Here is a 20,283-nt window from a genome sequence, read left to right as displayed (position 1 = left end):
GTGCCGGGGCCTGCGGTGAGCCGTGGCGCGGCTCCTGCGGGTGCTCCTGCTGAGGGTCCTGCTGGGGTGGCACCTGAGGCGCAGTACTGGCCGGCACGGTCACGCCACCCCTTCACGTCACGTCATCGATTCATCCGTCAAAAGCGGTCATAGCATCACAAGACATGTGCACTGTGTGCAAGCACCGTATAACCACGTGTTGAGGGCAAGTTGGGCATATCGGGACATCATGTCCATGCCTGAGAACGCAAAAAGCCCCCCACCCGTCGGAGTGGGGGGCCGGGAAGTCCGGAAACCGCTTCAGCGTACGGGGTCAGCGCACCAGTTCGGTCATGAACTCGCCGATCGCCGTGGCGGCATCCGAGATTCCTTGGAAGCCTATTTGGACCATGTCGGCGGCCTTCACCGGCTGCGTGATGATGATGAAGAGGACGAAGACGACGAGGGCGCCCGAGATCAGCTTCTTGGTTTCCACGTGGGCGTCGGCCTCCCCAACCGGTCCTGCAAGGTCGGTGGAGTCTAACGGGTCGTGTTCGAACCCTCACCTGCCCTTTAAGGACCAATGACCCGGCGGTCCGGGCCTTTTGTCGGTGTGCCGAGCCTTCCGGGGGGCGCAGGATTGAAGACAAGCCCACCGGTTCTGGCAGGAAATCGGTGAGCGAGGGACAGGACCTCACTGCGGGGTCCGAGCCGCAAGCTTCCCCCCTGACTGCGGCTTGGACTGGCAGGTTCCGTCCTCATCGGGGGAAGTGGCTTGTCCCCCCGATGCCACTTCCCCCGTCCCAACCGTCGAAGGTCCCGACTCCGGTCGGGGCCTTCTTCGCGTTGTCCGCCGTCCGTGCCGGGCCGCTCCTGCCCCGGACCCCTCGCTCGGGGTGCCTCGGGCCGCTTACTCCAGGCCGCCGGCCAGGTCCGTGATCGGCTGGACCGGGGCGATCACGGGCGCGAGCTGGTTCGGCAGCTCCATCAGCTGGTTGAGCTGGTTGAGGCCGCCGCCGACCTGCCCGCCGATCTCCTGAACCGAAGACGGCGTGGCACCCTCCGGCATGCCCGGGGCCGCCGTCGGCAGGTCCGGGAGGGTGAGCGGGGCGATGGGGGCGGCGGAGGCGGCGGGAGCCGCGAGGCCCGCGGCGGCCCCCGCGAGGGCGAAGGCGGCGAGCATGCGCTGGGTCTTGGTCATGCCGTGACAACGGCCGAGCGGGCGGGCGGTCACGCGGGTGTCCCCCGGAGGGCAGACAAGGAAGCGCGGTCGCGGCCGCGGAGGTGTGCCGGATCCGGGACAGATCCGGGGCGGATCCGGGGCGCACGAGGGGCGAACAAGGGGCGCCCGACGCCCCGCGAGCCCCGGAGAACGCCGAGAGCCCCCGACCCTTGCGGGGCGGGGGCTCTCGATCAGAGCGGTAGCGGTGGGATTTGAACCCACGGATAGCTTGCACCATCACACGCTTTCGAGGCGTGCTCCTTCGGCCGCTCGGACACGCTACCGAGAGAGAGCTTAGCCCAAGGAGACCCGTGCTCTGAAATCCATACCCTCGGAAGTGGACCGGGGGAGTCAGAGCGCGCGGAAGAAGTCCGTCAGCTGCCGCGCGCACTCCCCCGCGAGCACGCCCGCGATCACCTCCGGCCGGTGGTTGAGCCGGCGGTCGCGCACGAGGTCCCACAGCGAGCCGGCCGCGCCCGCCTTCTCGTCGGACGCCCCGTAGACGACCCGGGCCACCCGCGACTGCACGAGCGCGCCCGCGCACATCACGCACGGCTCCAGGGTCACCACGAGGGTGCACCCCGGGAGCCGCCACTCCCCGAGCGCGGCGGCCGCCCGGCGCAGCGCCAGTACCTCGGCGTGCGCCGTGGGGTCGCCGGTCGCCTCGCGCTCGTTGTGCCCGGTGGCGAGGAGTTTCCCGTCCGGGCCGAGCACGACGGCGCCGACCGGCACGTCGCCGGCCGGCACCGCCCGGGCGGCCTCCTGGAGCGCCAGGCGCATGGAGTCCCGCCACGGGTCCCGTACGGGATCGGGTGCGTGCGTGGTGGTGCCGTGGGGGTGGGGGTGGGGGTGGTGCGCGGAGACCACTACCGCACGCCCTCCAGCACTTCGGTGGCGCCGAGCGAGTCGGCGATCTCCGAGAGCGCGTCCCCGTCGAGGGTCATCAGTTGTTTGTGGCTGACCCCGAGGTCGTCGAGCAGCCTGGGGTCGCCGAGCGGGCCGGAAGGTACCGGTTCGGCGCCGGCGCGGACCTCTTCGTCCGTGTCGTCGTCCTCCCCTTCGTCATCGGGACCGTCGTCCGAGTACGAGGAGACGGCTTCGTCCTCGCCGTCCTCGGTGCCGTCGAGGTCCAACTCGTCGAGTTCGTCGTCCTCGTCGTCCTTGCCGAGCAGCTCGTCGGTCAGCATCGATCCGTACGAGCTGCGTGAGGCGGCGGAGGCGGCGGACACGAAGTAGCGCGGGTCCTCCTCGCCGTCCACGCGGACGACCCCGAACCAGGCGTCCTCCTGTTCGATGAGGGCTACCACCGTGTCGTCGTCGACAGCGGCGGAGCGCGCGAGATCGATCAGATCACTCAGGGACTCGACGTCGTCGAGTTCCAGGTCGCTCGCTTCCCACCCGTCTTCGGTGCGCGCGAGCAGTGCGGCGAAATACACCGTGACTCTCCCACTGGTCATAGGCGTGCCGGTTGGAGGTCCCCCCGGCCGGAGGTGGGTGGGGAGTGGAACGGCCGTCGTGCTCGCCGTTCCGTGCCCCGCCCAATCGGCATCGTGGCAGAAACGGAGGCTTTGCGAGAGGTCTTCCGCGCCGTGGCGCTGGCCGCGCGTGTTGTTCGGGGTTCCGGCGAGGCCCGTCGGGAGCGGCCCGGAGGGCTCACCAGCGGAAGGTGCGCATGCGCATTTGCTGGCGCATGCGGGCCGCTCGGGCCCGTCTGGGCTGGACACGGTCGCGCAGTTCCCGGGCCTCGTTCAGGTCGCGGAGGAACTGCGCGCGCCGGGCTCTGCGCTGTGCCGTCGTCTCCGGTGTCTCGTGGTCGTCATCGGGCATGGGTCACCGCCCCTGGATGGTCCGGTCCGGTCCGCCCCCCGCACCCCACCTTCCCTCGGACCGGCCTTTTGATGCCACCCTCGGTCACGACCAGGTGCTCGTTCGGCGTAATTCAGTCGGATTCCGACAAAGAGGGAACGACGGCCACCGGTCCGTGCGCGTGCTGGAGCACGGCGTTCGCGACCGAGCCCATCATCAGGGACCCGATGTGCCGGCGCGGGTGGTGGCGGCCGACGACGACCAGGGCGGCCGAGTTCGAGGTCGCGACGAGGCGTCCCGCCGCGTCCCCGGGCACGGCGGCCTGCTCGACGGGGACCGAGGGGTACCTGGCGCGGAAGGGCGCCAGCCGCTCCGTCTGGGAGCGCAGCATCTCCCGCTCGGCCGGCACCGCGTTCTCGTCCTCCCCCACCAGCATCTCCGGCGGGATCACCGCGAAGGGGCTGTCGATCACCATCGTCGGCGACGGCGGAATGGCGTACGCCGACACCACCTGGAGGGTCGTGGCCCGCGCGGCGGCCTCCGTGAACGCGAAGTCGAGTACGTCGTCCGGCGTCTCCGAGGCGTGCAGCCCGAGCACCACCCGGCCGGCCGAGGGCTGGGCGGCCACCTCCACGCCGCGGGCCTCGTGGGCGACCACGACCACCGGGCACGCGGCGCTGGTGGCCACGGCGCGGCTGTTCGAGCCGAGCAGCAGCGCGGCGAAGCCGCCCCGGCCGCGCGAGCCCATCACCAGCATCCTGGCGTGCGCCCCCACGCTCCGCAGGGCATCCGGCACGGAGCCCTCCAGGGACTCGTAGCGGACTTCGGAGGGCAGCGGGCCCCGGGCGGCCAGGAGGGCCCGTATCCGCTCGCTGACCGGGTCGGCGAGGTCCTCCGGCTCGCCGGCGTCGTGCAGGGAGGACCGGCGTGCCGCGTAGAGCTGGACGCTGTCGGGCAGCACGTGGGCGACGACCAGCCCGGTGCCGTGCCGCACGGCGGCGGCCCGCGCCCACTCCAGGGCCTTGAGGCTGTGCTCGGATCCGTCGACGGCCGCGATCACCATGGGGTTGGTCATCCGTCAATCGTGGTCGGGGTCCGGCCGGGGCGCATCTCCAGGCCTTGGCGCCCTCGGGCGCGGCTTCGGGCGCGGGCTTCGGGCGCGAAGGGGCGGGCACAGCGCGTAGCCTTTTGGGTGTGGGTCGCGCGGTTGCGACCAATTTTGCAGGTAGCGGGGTCGCAGGTCGCGGGGCCGCAGGCAGCGGGCGCAGGTGGACCCGACAGCTGAGTCTTGGAGGATGTTGTGCGTTTGCAGGTCGTCGATCACCCCTTGGTGGCGCACAAACTCACCACGCTGCGCGACAAGCGCACCGACTCCGCCACGTTCCGGCGCCTCGCCGACGAGCTGGTGACCCTGCTCGCGTACGAGGCCACCCGGGACGTGCGCACGGAGCAGGCCGACATCGTCACCCCGGTCGGCCCGACCACCGGTGTGAAGCTCTCCCACCCGCGCCCGCTGGTCGTACCGATCCTGCGCGCCGGGCTCGGCATGCTCGACGGCATGGTCCGGCTGCTGCCGACCGCCGAGGTGGGCTTCCTGGGCATGGTCCGCAACGAGGAGACCCTGGAGGCCTCCACGTACGCGACGCGCATGCCGGAGGACCTCTCGGGCCGCCAGGTGTACGTGGTGGACCCGATGCTCGCCACCGGCGGCACGCTCGTCGCGGCGATCAAGGAGCTGATCAAGCGCGGCGCGGACGACGTGACCGCGGTGGTGCTGCTGGCCGCGCCCGAGGGCGTCGAGGTCATGGAGCGCGAGCTCGCGGGCACGCCGGTGACGGTGGTGACGGCCGCGGTGGACGAGCGGCTCAACGAGCACGGCTACATCGTGCCGGGGCTGGGCGACGCGGGCGACCGCATGTACGGCTCGGCCGAATAGCCCGGACGACCAGAACGCCCGGGCCCCTTCGCGGGGTCCGGGCGTTCGGTGTTTCCAGGGTCTCAGGCCTCGGGCTCCAGGCCTCAGGCGCTCGGGCGCTCGGGTGATCAGGCGATCAGGCGGTCAGCACTTCTTGGCGGGTGCGGGCTGGGGGTTGGCCAGGGCGGCCAGCGCCTTGTCCGCGTCCGCCTTCGGGGTGAGCTCCTTGAACGCGTCGCCGAGGATCAGGTCGATGTCGGCGCCCTCGCGGGCGTCGGTCTGGTGGGCGGCGCCGGCCAGGTTGGCGCCCAGGACCGAGAAGGCGGCCTTGTCGGTCTTCGGCGAGCCGACCAGTATCCCGGCGTCCGGGACCTTTTTGTCGAAGTCGGCGGGGGCGTTGCCGACCTGGCCGATGACGAAGCCGCGCTTCTTGAGCTCGTCGCCGACGGCCTTCGCGAGACCCGCGCGCGGGGTGGCGTTGTAGACGTTGACCGTGATCTGGCCGGGCTGGGGGAGCGCGACCTGCGGTGCGGCGGACGCGGCCGCGGCCGCGGCGCCCGCCTTGGGGGCGGGGGTGGCGCAGTCCTTGGCGGCGGCAGCCGTGTTGCGTTTGTTCGTGTCTCCGCGGAACACGTCGATGAGCTGCATGGCCCCGTAACCGATCAGGGCGAGCCCGACGATCGATCCGAGCACGATGAGGACGATCCGGCGGCGGCGCCGCGGGCGGGACATGCGGGGGTAAGCCGCTCCCGTGACGCGGTATTTTCCGCCCATGCCAGGGGGTGTGAGCATGCTCATGTGCGCAGCGTAATGCCGACCGCTGCCGATGCCCACTGAATCATCTGTTGATAGGGCAAGGGTGACCCGAAAGGCGCAACCGGGACGCAACCGGCACCCGGAGGGGGCCCTTCAGCGCTGGCGAGAGCAGCGCGAGGACCCGGCGGGGCGGCGCGGCGCCGGTGTGTCGGTGGCGCGTCGTGCGGGTCGTGCGGGTCGGCCCAGGTCGTGCGGGTCAGCCCGTTCGTGCGGGTCAGCCCAGTTCGAGGACGCGCGCGTGCAGGACCTGGCGCTGCTGGAGCGCGGCGCGGACGGCGCGGTGCAGCCCGTCCTCCAGGTAGAGGTCGCCCTGCCACTTCACGACGTGGGCGAAGAGGTCGCCGTAGAAGGTCGAGTCCTCGGCGAGCAGCGTTTCGAGGTCGAGCTGGCCCTTGGTCGTCACCAGCTGGTCGAGCCGGACCGGACGCGGGGCGACATCCGCCCACTGCCGGGTGGTTTCCCTGCCGTGGTCGGGGTACGGCCGCCTATTTCCGATGCGCTTGAAGATCACACGGAAAGCCTACCGGGCAGGGGCCTGCGGGCGCAGCCTTGCGATGACGGTGCAAAGGTGGCGAATAGCGCTATTTCGGGAGTGATAAATGAGCCAGAGCACCGCCCCCGCGTCCCCGGCCGGCCAGATCGCCGCCGGGTACGCCTTCACCGGACCAGCGCTCGATCTGGGGGCCCTGCTCTGGGACGGAGCCTGCCTTCCGGAGCTCCAGATCCGCATTCCGCTGTCGATGCTCAACCGGCACGGACTGGTCGCGGGAGCCACCGGTACGGGCAAGACCAAGACGCTCCAGCTCATCGCCGAACAACTGTCGGCCAACGGCGTTCCGGTGTTCCTGGCGGACATCAAGGGCGACGTCTCGGGCATTTCCGCGCCCGGCGCGGAAAACGAGAAGGTCGCGCAGCGGGCCGCGGACGTGGCCCAGGAGTGGCGGGGCACGGGCTTTCCCAGCGAGTTCTATTCGCTGGGCGGCATCGGCCCCGGGATCCCGCTGCGGTCCACCGTCACGAGTTTCGGGCCCGTCCTGATGTCCAAGGTGCTCCAGCTCAACCAGACGCAGGAGCAGTCCCTGGGGCTGATCTTCCACTACGCCGATGCCAAGGGCCTGGAGCTGATCGACCTCAAGGACCTGCGGGCGGTGGTCGCCTTCCTCGTCTCCGACAAGGGAAAAGCGGAGCTCAAGGGCATCGGCGGACTGTCCACGGTGACCGCCGGGGTGATCCTGCGGGCGCTGACCGCCTTCGAGCAACAGGGCGCGGCGGAATTCTTCGGGGAGCCGGAATTCGACACCAGCGAATTCCTCCGAACGGCGGCGGACGGGCGCGGACTGGTCTCCGTCCTGGAGCTCCCGGCGGTCCAGGACAAACCGCAGCTCTTCTCCACCTTCCTCATGTGGCTGCTGGCCGATCTGTACACCGACCTGCCGGAAGTCGGCGACCTGGAGAAGCCCAAGCTGGTCTTCTTCTTCGACGAGGCGCACCTGCTGTTCAACGGGGCCTCGAAGGCCTTCCTCGAGGCCATCACGCAGACGGTCCGGCTGATCCGGTCCAAGGGCATCGGCGTCTTCTTCGTCACGCAGACCCCGAAGGACGTGCCCGCGGACGTGCTGGCGCAGCTCGGCAACCGGGTGCAGCACGCGCTGCGCGCCTTCACCCCGGACGACGCGAAGGCGCTGAAGGCGACGGTGAAGACCTTCCCGAACTCCGCCTACGACCTGGAGGAGCTGCTGACGCAGCTGGGCACGGGCGAGGCGGTGATCACCGTGCTCAGCGAGAACGGGGCGCCGACCCCGGTGGCGGCGACGAGGCTGCGGGCTCCGCAGTCGCTGATGGGGCCGATCGACGCGGCGGCGCTGGACCAGGCCGTGAAGTCCTCCCTGCTGTACTCGCGCTACGCGGAGCCCGTCGACCGCGAGTCGGCGTACGAGAAGATCAGCGCCGAGCAGGCGGCGGCGGAGGCGGAGGCCGAGGCCGCGGCCGCCGCGGCGGAGGCCGAGAAGCAGGCGAAGGAGGCGGAGAAGGCCGCCCGGAACGCGCCGAAGCCGGACCCCTCCCTGGCGGAGCAGGTGGTGGGCAGCGGGCTGTTCCGCTCCCTGGCCCGCTCGATCGGCACGCAGCTGGGCCGGGAGATCTCCCGGTCGATCTTCGGGACGGCCCGCAGGCGCCGCTGAGCTCCGGCCCGACCGACGTGCCCCGGGGAACCCGTACCGCCGGGGCTGCCGGGGCTGCGAGACTCGGACCATGCGGACCGAACTCACCGATACGACCTCAAGCAAGGTCAACCTGGCCATGCTCGACGCGCGCCGGGCCATAGGGAGCCCCACCATGGGGCTCGTCCTGAACCTCCTCGTGGCCACCGACGAGGAGAACGCCTACGACGCGGTCCGGGCCGCCTCCGAGGCCTCGCGCGAGCACCCCTGCCGGATCATCGCGGTGATCAAGCGGACCGCGCGCGGCTCGCACCGGCTGCGGCCCAACCGCCTGGACGCCGAGCTGCGCGTCGGAGCCGACGCCGGTTCCGGAGAGGTCGTGCTGCTGCGGCTGCACGGGTCGCTCACCGAGCACGCGGGCTCCGTGGTGCTCCCGCTGCTGGTGCCGGACGCCCCGGTGGTGGCGTGGTGGCCGGCCGACGCCCCGGACGCGCCGGGCCGGGATCCGCTGGGCGTCCTCGCGCAGCGGCGGATCACGGACGCCGAGGCGGCCGTCGACCCGGTCGCGGCGCTCGACGTACGGGCCGGCGCCTACGAGCCCGGCGACACCGACCTGGCCTGGACCCGCCTGACGCCCTGGCGGTCCCTGCTCGCCGCCGCCCTGGACCAGAAGCCGCTCCCGGTGACGGGCGCGGCGGTGGAGAGCGAGCCCGGCAACGCGAGCGCCGAGCTGCTGGCCCGCTGGCTGGAGGACCGGCTCGGGGTGGCCGTGGCGCGCGTGGCCACCGAGGGGCCGGTGATCACCGGTGTCCGGCTGGAGACCACGGGCGGGGAGATCCGGGTGGACCGCCCGAACGGGGTCCTGGCCACGCTGCTGCTGCCCGGCAGCCCCGACCGCAAGGTGGCGCTGAAGATCCGCAGCAGCGCGGAGCTCATAGCGGAGGAGCTGCGCAGGCTCGACGCCGACGAGGTCTACGCTTCGGCGCTGCGCTTCAGGCGGCCGGCCCAGGCGTCGCTCTCGGCGTAGTGGTTGTCGTAGACGGGCTGGCTGTCGATGATGTCCTGCACCGTGGCCTCGCCGGCCCGGACGCGGCCGAGCAGCCGGTAGTAGTCGAAGCGGGCCATGCCCGGGGTGAAGCCGACGAAGACCTCGGCCGTGCTGTCCGCGGCCGGGGCGAAGGCGTGCTTCACGCCGGGCGGCACGGCGAGGAAGTCGCCCTTGGCGAGGGTGTGTATCTCCTCGCCCACGAGGACGTCGAGCCGGCCCTCCGTGACGTGGAAGAACTCGGTCGCCTTGGTGTGGAAGTGCACGGGGGCACCGGCAGCGCCGACCTCGAAGGTCGCCGTGTTGCAGGTGAGCTCCGGGGTGTCGGTGAGCAGCGTGATGAGGCTGCCGGGGCCGTCGGTGATGGTCTCGGCGGTGGCGGCGCGGGCCAGGTTCTCGGTCATGATCACGATCCTACGCGCCGGGTCTGACAATGCGCGGGAGCTGAGCGGGAGCACCGCGGGACCAGATCCCGGATCAGTCAATTCCGTTTGGGTGGAGCCCTCTTGACCGGTTTCAGGCCCCCTTTTCAGACCCCCTTCTCAGGCCCCTTCTCAGGCCCCCTTGGCGGCCTTCGCGGCCGCCTTGGCCTCCTGCTTGTGCGCCCGCACCTTGGCCAGCGACTCCGGCCCCGTGATGTCGGCCGCCGACCGGTAGACGCCGGCCGGGCCGTAGCCGCCGGCCGCCTCCCGCCAGCCCTTGGGCCGCACCCCGAACCGCTTGCCCAGCAGCGCGAGGAAGATCTGGGCCTTCTGCTCCCCGAAGCCGGGCAGCGCCTTGAGCCGTCCGAGCAGCTCGTCGCCCGTCCCCACGCCGGCCCACACGGCCGCCGCGTCCCCGTCGTAGTGCTCCACGAGGTACGCGCACAACTGCTGGACCCGTTTCGCCATCGATCCCGGGTAGCGGTGCACGGCCGGCTTCTCGGAGAGCAGCGCCGCGAAGGCGTCCGGGTCCCGGGCGGCGATCGCGTGCGCGTCCAGATCGTCGGAGCCCAGGCGGCGGGCGATCGTGTACGGCCCCGAGAAGGCCCATTCCATCGGAACCTGCTGGTCCAGCAGCATCCCGACGAGCGCGGCGAGCGGGCTGCGGCCGAGCAGCTCGTCCGCCTCCGGCTGCTGGGCGAGTCGGATGACGACGGCCGGGTCCTTGTCCTTGTCCATGCCTCCAGGGTCCCGCGCGGTGGCGCTCCCCGCGCGGTTGTCAGACCCCGCGCCTAGCGTGAGAGCGACAGATACGGCGACACAGGAGTCGATCGATCATGGCTGAGTTCCCGGAAGGCGCACCCTGCTGGGTGGACGCGATGTTCTCCGACGTGGAGGGCGCGAAGACCTTCTACTCCGATGTGCTGGGCTGGACGTTCGGCGAGTCCAGCAGCGAGTACGGCAACTACACGCAGGCCTACTCCGACGGCAAGGCCGTCGCGGCCGTCGTCCCGCCGATGCCGGGGGCGGAGGGGGCGTCGCAGTGGTGTCTCTACTTCGCCTCGCCGGACGCGGCGGCCACCGCCGAGAAGATCAAGTCGGCGGGCGGGGAGGTGCTGATGGAGCCCATGCAGGTCGGCGCCTTCGGCACGATGGCGATCGCCAAGGAGCCGAGCGGCGCGGTCTTCGGCGTCTGGCAGCCGGGCGAGCACAAGGGCTTCGAGAAGCTCGGCGAGAACGGCGCGTACGCGTGGGCGGAGGTGTTCTCGCGCGACGTGGCGAAGCCGGACGCGTTCCTGCCGCAGGTCTTCCCCTACGGCGCGCAGCAGATGGAGGCCGGCAGCGACCCGGACATGGCCGGGATGGACTACAAGGTCTTCAGCCTGGGCGGCGCCGAGAACCCGGTGCTCGGCCGGATGAGCATGGGTGACGAGTTCCCGCCGGAGATCCCGTCCTACGTCCAGGTCTACTTCGGAGTCCCGAACTGCGACGAGGCGGTCGCGAAGGCCCAGGCCGGCGGCGGCGCGCTCCACTTCGGCCCGATGGACAGCCCGTTCGGCCGCTTCGCGGCGCTGACGGACCCCCAGGGCGCGGCGTTCGCGGTGATCGACATGGCGACGACGGTCGGTGAGATGCCGAAGTTCGCGTAGCGGGCCCGCCAGGAGACCGGGCGGGGCGCGGGCCGTGCCCCGGCCGGTCTTCAGGCGGCTCAAGCGGCTGAGGGGGCTGAGGGGGCTGAGGCCGCTCAGGCGGCGAAGCCCAGGGCGAAGGCCGCGATGACCGGAGCCATGTAGAGCACCGGGAAGGGGATGTGCTTGTACGAGCGGGCACGGATCACGGTGACCACGGCTCCGGTGTAGTAGAGGACCAGACCGATGCCGGCCGCGACGGCGATGAACGGGACGAAGAGGCCGATCAGCAGGCCCGCGGCTCCGGCGGCCTTCGCCGCGCCGAGGGGGGTCCACCAGGCCGCGGGGACCCCGTACTCCTCCATTGCCTCCACGACCCACGGGGCGCGGCGCAGCAGCGAGTAGCCCGAGAAGCCCGACATGGCGGCGGCGAGGACGGCGACGACGGTGGCGGCGGTGTTCATGAGAGGTGCTCCTCGGAAGGCGGGGCGGGGGCGCTGTGTTCGCCCCTCACCGCATTGACCCGCGCCGCCCGGCAGGTGTGACAGGAACCCGGGAATTTCTTTTTCCGGGCGCATCGGCGAGCCGCCCGAGTGGTTGCGGCTCGCGGCTGCGAGGTCTTGAACGCACGTCGGCCGGGCGGCACATGGCGTCGATCTCGTGCGGTTCCACCCGGGCCGTACGAGCGTCCACGTAAGAGGTCGAACCCGTCATGACCCTGAGCATCCGCAACCAGATCGCCGGCACCGTCGTCGACGTGGCCGCCGGCGGCGCCATGGCGTCCGTCAAGGTGGACGTGAACGGCGGCGGCCTGACCGCCGCCATCACCAAGGACGCCGTCGAGGCGCTCGGCCTGGCGGCCGGCTCCCCCGTCGTCGCGCTGATCAAGTCCACCGAGATCAGCCTCGCGACCGTCTGATCCGCCGCTACACACCCGGTTCCGGCGGGGACAGCGCGCCGAACCACACGTGCGTGACCGCGCTGACGTAGCGCGCCCCGCACCGGTCCGAGGGGACCACCAGCTGCGCGCCCGCCTCGTCGAGGTCCTCACCGTCGAGGCGGGTCGCCAGCAGCATCGGGCTGCCGCCGAAGTCGGCGTCCAACTCGGCCCAGGAGAGCACCGAGTGGTGCCCGTCCCCGCCGCTCACCGCGATCAGGTAGCGCGAACGGTCCTTGCGGCGGCGGGCGTCGAAGGCCAGCTTGATATGAGCCGCAACTGTGTGGAATGCCGTCGTTTCCGCCTGGCAGATTCCGATCAGGCCGCGGCTCTCGCGACGCACCAGGGGCAGTCGTCGTCCGGTCTGGGGGCGCGGAAGGTCTTGTCGCAGGTATCGCAGGTCTGGATCGGGTGCGGCCGCGCGTGAGTGAACTCGCGCGGGATCGGCTCGGCGACCGGCGGCAGTTGGTGGGTGAGCCGGTAGGCGACCAGCCCGGCCGGATTGCGGGGCCGCTCGGGCAGGCCGGCGGTGAGCGCCACGGTCACGGCCTCCAGGCTGGCTCCCCGCTCCAGCCAGGCCTCGACGGCCCCGGCGAGCCGGTCGATGTCCCGGGCGCCGAGCAGGAGCCGCTGGTCGATGCGGCGCAGCCGCCCGAGCAGGGCCTTGGCGGCCGCGCGTCGGGAGGGGATGACCTCCTCCGGGGCGGGCAGCGGAGACAGCTCGGCCGGCGCGGGGGTCTCCCGTACGGGCGGGGGCCCGTCCGCGGGCTCGGGCTCGGGCTCGGAGGGCGGCTCCTGTGCGGGTGCGGGTGCGGCCGGCGGCTCGGGTACGTGCTCGGGTACGTGCTCGGGCGCGGGCTCCGCCGCGAGCGGGGGCCACACGGGCAGCACCACCGGCTGCAGGCAGATCCAGCCGCCGGGCATGCGCTGGGAGATGGACTCGCGGCCCTGCCGGGCCCGTTCGAGCAGCGCCCCGGGAGACTTGGCTTCGCCCAGGGCCGGGGCGTCCGGCAGGTGCACGACCACCTACCCGGCCGCGTCCATGCTGGCCGCGGACTCCCGCCGGGCGGACGGCCCCGCGGCCAGTGCCAGTACGGGGCCCAGCGCCGCCGCCCGCTGCCCGGCCCCCGTGGCGCCTTCCTGCCTACCTCACCACCACCCCCGCCGACCGGGCCCGCTGGCGTGCGCACTGGGACGCCGTCGCCCCTGCCTGGGGCCTCGCCGCCGGCTCCGTGCACACCCTGCACACCGGCGGCCCGCTGCACGGGCCCGTCGCGCACGGACTCGCCGTCGGCGCCCATCTCGCGGTGTCCAACGGGGAGTTCTGGAACGCACTGGCCTACCACGGCAACGGCTACACCCGCGAGCGCGAACGCCTGCGCAAGGCCTGGGGCATCACCACCCCCGAGGACTGGCACGACGTCCTGCGCCGCATGCTCGCCGCCGAGATCGTCAGTCCCGTCTGGGAGTTCGCGCTGCGGGTGCGCCGCGTCCTGGCCTCCGACTTCGCCGGCGCCGTCGACGTGGAGCACTGGCGGCACGCGGCCGCCTCCACCCTGCGCCGCAGCGCCGAGCGGGCCGCCGAGCCGCAGCTCACCTCCGAGGGGGTCACCGTCGCCGAGCCCCGCCCCACCGCCGAGGTGGAGGGCGAGGTCGCGGGCGTGCAGCGGCTGATCGGCCGGATCGCCCGCTACGAGCAGCGCTTCCGCGCCGACGGGCTGCTCGCCGAAGGGGACTGGGTCCGCTCCGTCGAGGGCTGGGACTACGGCCGGGCCTCCCAGATGGCCCGCTGGGGCACGGGCACCCGCTACGGCACCCTGGCCGACGCCGAGCGCGGGGTCCTGCGCGCCGGAGAGGCGGCGCGCGAGACGTACCGCTCGTGGGAGGAGTTCTCGGCCGGGTACGCGCTGGGCCGCTGCCTGCACTTCGACGAGGAGGAGTTCGGGGAGTGGTACGCGGGGGCCCTGGCCACCCACCTCACCCTGACCACCGACCCGGCGGGGCCCTGGCGCAACATCCCGTGGCGGGACCGGCCGGACTTGCCGTAGTCGGCCCGGGGGCGCCGGCAAACCCGGGCCCGACCCCGTACGCCCCGACTACCGTGACCGCCATGACTCTTGAGCTGAACGACACGGTCCGCAAGCTGCTCGACGCCCCCCACCCGGCGGTGCTGGCGACCCTGAACCCCGACGGCAGCCCGCAGAGTTCGGTGGTGTGGGTGACCCGGGACGGGGACGAGATCCTGATCTCCACCCAGCGCGGGCGCCGCAAGGAGCTCAACATCGCGCGGGACCCCCGGATCGGCCTGACCGTCTTCGACCTGGCGAACCCCTTCCTCTACGCCGAGATCCGCGGCACCGCCAGCGTCACCGAGGACACCGGCCGGGCCGTCGCCGTCCGCATCGCGGAGGAGTACGAGGGCCCGGGCGCGGGGAAGGCGTACGCGCAGGCCCCGGCCGAGGACGTACGGGTCGTCGTGCGCCTGACCCCGTCCAAGGTCCTCGGCAACGCGGCCCGCTGAGGCCCCGGGCCCGGTCACGGCACCGGGAGACGGCCTAGGGCAGCCGGGGCCGCAGCGCCGTCCAGGCGTCGGCCGCCGCCGCCAGCGGGTCGGTGGCGGCGAGGTGCGGGCGGGCCGGGGCCATGCACGGGATCAGGTTCTTGATGCGGCGCAGGCGCAGGATGGCGGGGCGCGGCAGGTCCCGCCAGGCGCGGGCCTGCTCGGCCGCCTGGGCCGGGGTCAGGTCGATGCGGGCCAGCACGTCCCGGCAGAGCGCGGCGGGATCGCGGTCGGGGTCCCCGGCGGGTCCGGGGCCGAAGCACCGGATCAAGTAGCCGCGCACGTACGGCTGTTCCTCCGGCCGGCCGGCCCGCTCGATGGCGGCCAGCACGATCCGGCCCCAGCGCAGCCGCACCCCGTCGGGCAGGGAGTCGTCCTGCATCCAGGCGGTCGCCAGGGCCCGCAGCGGGCCCGGATGCGGTTCCTCCAGCAGCGACGGCCCGGTGGCCAGCCACGCCTCCAGCTCCGCCAGCGCGTGGCCGTCCGGAGGTACGTACGTCAGCACCTGCCCCCGCGCGAGCAGCGCGACCACGGCGCCCGCGAGGCGGACCGTGGCCGTGTGCCCCGCGTCGCAGAAGTCCACGGTGCGCCCGTACCGCTCGATCCGGCGCAGTCGGAGCCTGAGCTCCCCGGCCGCGTAGACCTGCCCGGCCCGGGCCGTACCGCCGACGCACCGCACCACGCACACGCCACCCGTGGCATCGGCCGTCTCGACGGCGTACACCTGCAACTCGGCGATGGACACCCTGCCCCACCCCTCTCCCGGGCGGGGAGGCTACCGCGTCCCGGCGCCGGGGACGTGCCGGACCGGGCAACCTCCTGAACGGCGCGACGGGGTCACGGCATCAGGACGGCTCCAGCACCAGGCGGATCTCGGTGATCTCGTAGCCGGCGCGGGTGAAGGCGGCGGCCATCGGGGCGTTCACGGTGTCCGTGGTGGCGGTGATGCGCTCGGCGCCCTCGGCGGCGTGGAAGCGGGTGATCTCGGCGAGGATCTCGTCGATCAGCCCGCGGCCGCGCTGTTCGGGGACCACGCCGAGGTAGCCGACGTTGCGGTGGTACGGGGTCGCCGACGGGATCGCCATCCCGGCGAGGGTGCCGTCCGGCAGGTGGGCCAGGCGCCACCAGGAGCGCTCGCCGGGGCAGTCGGTGTAGAACTCGATGTCGTCGCGCGCCAGTTCCGCGGCGTCGATCGTGCGCAGCTCGCTCTGCGTGTGCAGGTCCAGACTGCCGCTCGCGAGGCGGGTGAAGGCGTCGAGGAACTCCTCGTCCGTGCCCTCGCGGAAGACGAGCCGGCCGGTGGGGGCGGCGGTTCCGGCGGCCGGGGTCCACTCGAAGCGCAGCCGCTCGATCTCGCGGGTCAGCCCGGAGGCGTACGCCGCCTCCTGCCGCCAGGCGACGGCGTCGGCCAGGCCACCGGGGGCGGTGCGCCAGTCGCGGGGCAGGGAGATGTTGTAGTCGGGGGCCTTGCCGAAGGCCTCGTGCCCGGCGGCGAGCAGCCCGGCGGCGACGGCGGCCGGATCGGCGGCGGAGCTCCGGACCTGGAGGCAGTCGAGGGCGATCGGCAGTTCTCCGTCGGCGCGGCCCCACCACAGGGCGCGGGCGAGGATCTCGCCGTTGTCGTCCTCGGCGAACCAGGTCCACTCGGGACGCATCTGGCGCGCGGCGAGCTCTTCCCGGATCTTCTCGGGGGTGAGGGCGGGGACGGGGCCGTCGGCCGGGTAGGCGAGGGCGCGGTCCAGGTCGGTGGGGTCTGCGGTGGCAGAGCGGAAGCGCATGGGCCGATGATCACACCGGACGGGCTCGCCCGCCACAGCATTTGCGCACGTCAGAGCGGTCTGGGGCAGGGCAGAGGGGAAGGCCGGCCCCGGGCGGGTGCCCGGGGCCGGCCTTCGCCGTCAGGACCAGGTGATCAGACGGCGGGGGTGCTCCAGGACGGCGGCGATGTCCGCGAGGAAGCGGGAGCCGAGTTCGCCGTCGATGAGGCGGTGGTCGAAGGAGAGCGCCAGCGTGGTGACTTGGCGGGCCTTGACCTTGCCCTTGTGGACCCACGGCTGGAGCTTGATCGCGCCGACCGCGAGGATCGCGGACTCGCCGGGGTTCAGGATGGGCGTGCCGGTGTCGACGCCGAAGACGCCGACGTTGGTGAGGGTGATGGTGCCGTTCTGCATGTCGGCCGGGGAGGTCTTGCCCTCGCGGGCGGTGGCGACCAGCTCGGACAGGGCCGTCGACAGCTCGGGGAGCGTCTTGGCGTGGGCGTCCTTGATGTTCGGGACGATCAGCCCGCGCGGGGTGGCCGCGGCGATGCCCAGGTTGACGTAGTGCTTGAGCACGATCTCCTGGGCCGCCTCGTCCCACGAAGCGTTGACCTCGGGATTGCGGCGGACCGCCACGAGGACGGCCTTGGCGATCAGCAGCAGCGGGTTGATCCGCAGGCCGGCGAGGTCCGGGTCCGCCTTGAGCTCCTGGACCAGCTTCATCGTGCGGGTCACGTCGAAGGTGATGAACTCGGTGACGTGGGGCGCGGTGAAGGCGGAGCCGACCATGGCCTGGGCGGTGATCTTGCGGACGCCCTTGACCGGGATGCGGGTCTCCCGCGCGGACGCGGGTGCCTCGGCCGGGGCGGATGCCGGGGCCTGGGCCTGGGCCTGGACCGGAGGCGCCTCGGGAGCCGGGGCCAGGGCCTGCGGGGCGATGGCCGCGGCGGCCGCCGCGTGCACGTCCTCCCGGGTCACGACGCCGCCGTCGCCGGTGGGGACCACGACCGCCAGGTCGATGCCGAGGTCCTTGGCGAGCTTGCGCACCGGCGGCTTGGCCAGCGCCCTGGCACCGGATCCGGTGCCGTTCTGCGCCGGCAGCACGACGGCCGGAACCACGACGGCCGGCGCGGCGGGGGCAGCGGCGGCCGGAGCCGCCTGGGCCACGCCCGTGCCGTTCCGCGCGGCGACCGCGGGCTGCGGCGCCTTGCGCGGGCGGCGCTTCGTGGAGGCCGTGGAGACCCCGTAGCCGACGAGGACGGGCTGGCGGGCCGCGGGGGCCTCGGGCTCCGCCTCGGCGGCGACCGGGGCAGCGGCCACCGGGGCCGCGGCGACGGCCGCGGCCGGAGCCTCGTCCGCCGGACCCGTCTGCACGGAGATGATGACCTGGCCGACATCGACCGTCACGCCCTCCTCGAAGAGGAGCGCGTGCACGACGCCGTCGAAGGGGATCGGGAGCTCCACCGCCGCCTTGGCGGTTTCGACCTCGCAGACGACCTGGCCGTCGGTGACGGTGTCACCGGGCTGGACGTACCACTTGAGGATCTCGGCCTCGGTGAGGCCCTCGCCCACATCGGGCATCTTGAATTCGCGGATGGTCACGGCTCTCCTCAGTACGCCAGCGAGCGGTCGACTGCGTCGAGCACCCTGTCCAGGCCCGGCAGGTACTCGTCCTCCAGGCGGGCCGGCGGATACGGGGCGTGGTAGCCGCCCACCCGCAGCACGGGCGCCTCCAGGTGGTAGAAGCACCGCTCCGTGATGCGGGCGGCGATCTCCGAGCCCACGCCGAGGAACACCGGCGCCTCGTGCACGACGACGAGGCGGCGCGTGCGCTCCACGGAGGCCTGCAGCGTGTCGAAGTCGATCGGGGACATCGAGCGCAGGTCCACGACCTCCACCGACTTGCCCTCCTCGGCGGCGGCCGCGGCGGCCTCCAGGCAGACCTTCACCATCGGCCCGTAGGCCGCCAGGGTGATGTCCGTGCCGGTGCGGGCCACCCGCGCGCCGTGCAGCGCGTCCGGGATGGCCTCGACATCGACCTCGCCCTTGTCCCAGTAGCGCCGCTTCGGCTCGAAGAAGATCACCGGGTCGTCGCTGAGGATGGCCTGCTGAAGCATCCAGTAGGCGTCGCTCGCGTTGGACGGCGAGACCACCTTCAGGCCCGGGACGTGCGCGAACAGCGTCTCCGGAGACTCCGAGTGGTGCTCGACCGCGCCGATGCCGCCGGCGTACGGGATGCGGATGACGACCGGCATCTTGATGGTGCCGAGCGAGCGCGCGTGCATCTTGGCGAGCTGCGTGACGATCTGGTCGTACGCCGGGAAGACGAAGCCGTCGAACTGGATCTCCACGACCGGCCGGTACCCGCGCAGGGCCAGGCCGATCGCGGTGCCGACGATGCCCGACTCGGCGAGCGGGGTGTCGATGACCCGCTCCTCGCCGAAGTCCTTCTGCAGTCCGTCGGTGATGCGGAAGACGCCGCCCAGCTTGCCGACGTCCTCGCCCATGATCAGGACCTTCGGGTCCTCTTCCAGGGCCTTGCGCAGCGAGTCGTTGAGCGCCTTCGCGATGGTGAGCTTCTGTACGGCCATGACGGTCACTCCCCGCCTTCGAAGGACGCGATGTAAGCGGCGAACTGCGCGCGCTCCTCGTCGACGAGCGCGTGCCCGTCCGCGTAGACGTTCTCGAAGATCGCCATGGTGTCGGGGTCGGGCATCGAGCGCACGACCTCGCGCACCCGCTTGCCCAGCGCCTCGCTCTCCACCTCCAGCTGCTCGAAGTACGCCTCGTCGGCGCCTCCGGTGGCCAGCAGGTGGGCCTTCAGGCGCAGGATCGGGTCCTTGGCCTCCCAGGCCGCCGTCTCCTCGTCGCGCCGGTACTTCGTCGGGTCGTCGGAGGTGGTGTGCGCGCCCATGCGGTACGTGAACGCCTCGACCAGCGTGGGCCCCTCGCCCCGGCGGGCCCGCTCCAGCGCCCACCGCGTCACCGCGAGGCAGGCCAGTACGTCGTTGCCGTCCACGCGGACGCCCGGGAAGCCGAAGCCCTGTGCGCGCTGGTAGAGCGGTACGCGCATCTGGCGCTCGGTGGGCTCGGAGATCGCCCACTGGTTGTTCTGGCAGAAGAACACCACGGGCGAGTTGTAGACGGCCGAGAAGGTGAAGGCTTCCGCGACGTCGCCCTGGCTGGACGCGCCGTCGCCGAAGTAGGCGATGACGGCCGAGTCGGCGCCGTCCTTGGCCACGCCCATCGCGTACCCGGTCGCGTGCAGCGTCTGGGAGCCGATGACGATCGTGTACAGGTGGAAGTTGTTGGTGGTCGGGTCCCAGCCACCGTGGTTCACACCGCGGAACATGCCGAGGAGGTTCGTCGGGTCGACCCCGCGGCACCAGGCCACGCCGTGCTCGCGGTAGGTCGGGAAGACGTAGTCGTCGTCGCGCAGCGCCCGGCCGGAGCCGATCTGCGCCGCCTCCTGGCCCAGGAGCGAGGCCCACAGGCCCAGCTCGCCCTGGCGCTGCAGGGCGGTCGCCTCGCCGTCGAAGCGGCGGGTCATGACCATGTCGCGGTAGAGACCGCGCAGGTCCTCGGTGGTGATGTCGGCGACGTAGGGTGCGAATTCGGCGATGTCGGGATGGTCCGCGACCTCGCGCCGTTCGCCCTCGGGCGTCAGCAGCTGTACGAGCTGGGGCTCGGCGTCATGCGTCTTCGCGGTGGCAGCGGCGGGCTTGGCGGCGCTTGCCGCGCCGGCCGGCCGCTTGGTGCCGCTGCTGCGTCGCGGCTTGCGCGCGGCAGTGCTCTCCACGGTCACGATTGCTCCTCCGTCGGTCCGGCACCCGGGTTCTCCGGGGTCCAGTGCGGCTCACCTGCATCTCTGCCCGCGCACGGGGTGGGTGCGCTTCGGGTGTGGGATTCAGGCGTGACAGGTGCCCCGGCGAGTGCCCTGCGCAATGCACGTTACCCAGTGCGTCGCATAACTGCGAAACCCCGTTTGACCTGCGATTTTGCTTGGATTTCCAAGTAAATCCGCGGAAGCGGGAACA

Annotated in this window: 23 protein-coding genes, 1 tRNA gene and 2 pseudogenes; 7 read left to right on the top strand and 19 right to left on the bottom strand. The window is 72.4% G+C overall.

Translation table 11 applies throughout. The features are described from left to right. Positions 1-313: 313 nt before the first annotated feature. The 7 genes from DRB96_RS43665 to DRB96_RS03610 all read right to left on the bottom strand — a co-directional run bounded on the left by DRB96_RS43665 (position 314) and on the right by DRB96_RS03610 (position 4,082). Complete coding sequence (locus DRB96_RS43665; protein ID WP_204357628.1) at positions 314-475, bottom strand: hypothetical protein; 162 nt, start codon at positions 473-475, stop codon at positions 314-316. A gap of 414 nt (positions 476-889) precedes the next feature. Beyond that, positions 890-1,180 carry a hypothetical protein gene (locus DRB96_RS03630; protein WP_112446730.1) on the bottom strand — a complete coding sequence of 97 codons (291 nt, stop codon included), beginning with the start codon at positions 1,178-1,180 and terminating at the stop codon, positions 890-892. A gap of 218 nt (positions 1,181-1,398) precedes the next feature. After that, a tRNA-Ser gene (locus DRB96_RS03625) sits at positions 1,399-1,485 on the bottom strand. 67 nt (positions 1,486-1,552) lie between these two features. Then, on the bottom strand, positions 1,553-1,981 hold the full coding sequence (gene tadA, locus DRB96_RS03620) for a tRNA adenosine(34) deaminase TadA (protein WP_239516769.1): 429 nt from the start codon (positions 1,979-1,981) through the stop codon (positions 1,553-1,555). 86 nt (positions 1,982-2,067) lie between these two features. Continuing rightward, positions 2,068-2,637 (bottom strand): hypothetical protein, encoded by a 570-nt coding sequence (locus DRB96_RS03615; RefSeq protein WP_112446728.1) that lies wholly within the window; start codon positions 2,635-2,637, stop codon positions 2,068-2,070. A 217-nt stretch (positions 2,638-2,854) separates the two neighbouring features. Beyond that, the gene (locus tag DRB96_RS43660; protein WP_204357627.1) at positions 2,855-3,028 is read right to left on the bottom strand and encodes a hypothetical protein; all 174 of its coding nucleotides are present in this window, start codon (positions 3,026-3,028) and stop codon (positions 2,855-2,857) included. Between the two features lie 112 nt (positions 3,029-3,140). Beyond that, the gene (locus DRB96_RS03610; RefSeq protein WP_239516093.1) at positions 3,141-4,082 is read right to left on the bottom strand and encodes a universal stress protein; all 942 of its coding nucleotides are present in this window, start codon (positions 4,080-4,082) and stop codon (positions 3,141-3,143) included. 225 nt (positions 4,083-4,307) lie between these two features. Between DRB96_RS03610 and upp the strand changes: the two genes are divergently transcribed. Next, entirely contained in the window at positions 4,308-4,943 is a 636-nt protein-coding gene (gene upp, locus DRB96_RS03605; protein ID WP_112446727.1) for a uracil phosphoribosyltransferase, read from the top strand. Between the two features lie 123 nt (positions 4,944-5,066). On the opposite strand, the gene DRB96_RS03600 is transcribed toward upp, so the two are convergent. Continuing rightward, a complete protein-coding gene (locus DRB96_RS03600) occupies positions 5,067-5,720 on the bottom strand; it encodes a LytR C-terminal domain-containing protein (RefSeq protein WP_112446726.1) in 654 nt (217 codons plus the stop codon). A 232-nt stretch (positions 5,721-5,952) separates the two neighbouring features. Beyond that, complete coding sequence (locus DRB96_RS03595; RefSeq protein ID WP_112446725.1) at positions 5,953-6,249, bottom strand: type II toxin-antitoxin system VapB family antitoxin; 297 nt, start codon at positions 6,247-6,249, stop codon at positions 5,953-5,955. Between the two features lie 88 nt (positions 6,250-6,337). On the opposite strand from DRB96_RS03595, the gene DRB96_RS03590 reads away from it, so the two are divergent. Together DRB96_RS03590 and opcA are read left to right on the top strand one after the other, a co-directional pair. After that, positions 6,338-7,918 (top strand): helicase HerA-like domain-containing protein, encoded by a 1,581-nt coding sequence (locus DRB96_RS03590; RefSeq protein WP_112446724.1) that lies wholly within the window; start codon positions 6,338-6,340, stop codon positions 7,916-7,918. Between the two features lie 70 nt (positions 7,919-7,988). After that, entirely contained in the window at positions 7,989-8,924 is a 936-nt protein-coding gene (gene opcA / locus DRB96_RS03585; RefSeq protein WP_112446723.1) for a glucose-6-phosphate dehydrogenase assembly protein OpcA, read from the top strand. Here opcA and DRB96_RS03580 read toward each other — a convergent pair. Further along, positions 8,870-9,346, bottom strand: a complete 477-nt coding sequence (locus tag DRB96_RS03580) for a cupin domain-containing protein (RefSeq protein WP_112446722.1) — start codon at positions 9,344-9,346, stop codon at positions 8,870-8,872. The genes opcA and DRB96_RS03580 overlap by 55 nt on opposite strands. 150 nt (positions 9,347-9,496) lie before the next feature. Then, positions 9,497-10,102 (bottom strand): HhH-GPD-type base excision DNA repair protein, encoded by a 606-nt coding sequence (locus DRB96_RS03575; RefSeq protein ID WP_112446721.1) that lies wholly within the window; start codon positions 10,100-10,102, stop codon positions 9,497-9,499. A 98-nt stretch (positions 10,103-10,200) separates the two neighbouring features. Between DRB96_RS03575 and DRB96_RS03570 the strand changes: the two genes are divergently transcribed. Next, complete coding sequence (locus tag DRB96_RS03570) at positions 10,201-11,013, top strand: VOC family protein (protein WP_112446720.1); 813 nt, start codon at positions 10,201-10,203, stop codon at positions 11,011-11,013. A gap of 95 nt (positions 11,014-11,108) precedes the next feature. On the opposite strand, the gene DRB96_RS03565 is transcribed toward DRB96_RS03570, so the two are convergent. Further along, the gene (locus tag DRB96_RS03565; RefSeq protein WP_112446719.1) at positions 11,109-11,456 is read right to left on the bottom strand and encodes a DoxX family protein; all 348 of its coding nucleotides are present in this window, start codon (positions 11,454-11,456) and stop codon (positions 11,109-11,111) included. Positions 11,457-11,710: 254 nt separating this feature from the next. Between DRB96_RS03565 and DRB96_RS03560 the strand changes: the two are divergent. After that, a pseudogene (locus DRB96_RS03560) lies at positions 11,711-11,911 on the top strand (TOBE domain-containing protein); the annotation flags it as partial. A gap of 7 nt (positions 11,912-11,918) precedes the next feature. On the opposite strand, the pseudogene DRB96_RS03555 reads toward DRB96_RS03560, so the two are convergent. Further along, a pseudogene (locus tag DRB96_RS03555) lies at positions 11,919-12,185 on the bottom strand (molybdopterin-dependent oxidoreductase); the annotation flags it as partial. 62 nt (positions 12,186-12,247) lie between these two features. Beyond that, a complete protein-coding gene (locus DRB96_RS42655; protein WP_239517701.1) occupies positions 12,248-12,955 on the bottom strand; it encodes a helix-turn-helix domain-containing protein in 708 nt (235 codons plus the stop codon). A gap of 59 nt (positions 12,956-13,014) precedes the next feature. Here DRB96_RS42655 and DRB96_RS03545 point away from each other — a divergent pair, with 59 nt between their 5' ends. Together DRB96_RS03545 and DRB96_RS03540 are read left to right on the top strand one after the other, a co-directional pair. Then, positions 13,015-13,977, top strand: coding sequence for a DUF1266 domain-containing protein (locus DRB96_RS03545; RefSeq protein WP_343234502.1), 963 nt, complete (start codon positions 13,015-13,017; stop codon positions 13,975-13,977). A gap of 62 nt (positions 13,978-14,039) precedes the next feature. Then, entirely contained in the window at positions 14,040-14,450 is a 411-nt protein-coding gene (locus DRB96_RS03540) for a PPOX class F420-dependent oxidoreductase (RefSeq protein ID WP_112453185.1), read from the top strand. 34 nt (positions 14,451-14,484) lie between these two features. On the opposite strand, the gene DRB96_RS03535 is transcribed toward DRB96_RS03540, so the two are convergent. From DRB96_RS03535 to pdhA, 5 genes are all read right to left on the bottom strand, one after another. Further along, positions 14,485-15,234, bottom strand: a complete 750-nt coding sequence (locus DRB96_RS03535; RefSeq protein ID WP_112446717.1) for a hypothetical protein — start codon at positions 15,232-15,234, stop codon at positions 14,485-14,487. A 100-nt stretch (positions 15,235-15,334) separates the two neighbouring features. Further along, positions 15,335-16,267 (bottom strand): GNAT family N-acetyltransferase, encoded by a 933-nt coding sequence (locus DRB96_RS03530; RefSeq protein WP_112446716.1) that lies wholly within the window; start codon positions 16,265-16,267, stop codon positions 15,335-15,337. A 120-nt stretch (positions 16,268-16,387) separates the two neighbouring features. Continuing rightward, on the bottom strand, positions 16,388-17,827 hold the full coding sequence (locus tag DRB96_RS03525) for a dihydrolipoamide acetyltransferase family protein (RefSeq protein WP_112453184.1): 1,440 nt from the start codon (positions 17,825-17,827) through the stop codon (positions 16,388-16,390). A 29-nt stretch (positions 17,828-17,856) separates the two neighbouring features. Next, positions 17,857-18,837 (bottom strand): alpha-ketoacid dehydrogenase subunit beta, encoded by a 981-nt coding sequence (locus DRB96_RS03520; RefSeq protein WP_112446715.1) that lies wholly within the window; start codon positions 18,835-18,837, stop codon positions 17,857-17,859. A gap of 5 nt (positions 18,838-18,842) precedes the next feature. Then, positions 18,843-20,051: a pyruvate dehydrogenase (acetyl-transferring) E1 component subunit alpha gene (gene pdhA / locus DRB96_RS03515; protein WP_112446714.1), complete on the bottom strand. Its 1,209-nt coding sequence runs from the start codon at positions 20,049-20,051 to the stop codon at positions 18,843-18,845. Positions 20,052-20,283 lie beyond the last annotated feature (232 nt).

Origin of the sequence: Streptomyces sp. ICC1 (assembly GCF_003287935.1) — a bacterium.
In the GTDB taxonomy this organism is placed as follows: Bacteria; Actinomycetota; Actinomycetes; order Streptomycetales; family Streptomycetaceae; genus Streptomyces; species Streptomyces tritrimontium.
Note: the sequence above shows the minus strand (reverse complement) of the source record. Positions and strands in the feature narration are given on the sequence as shown.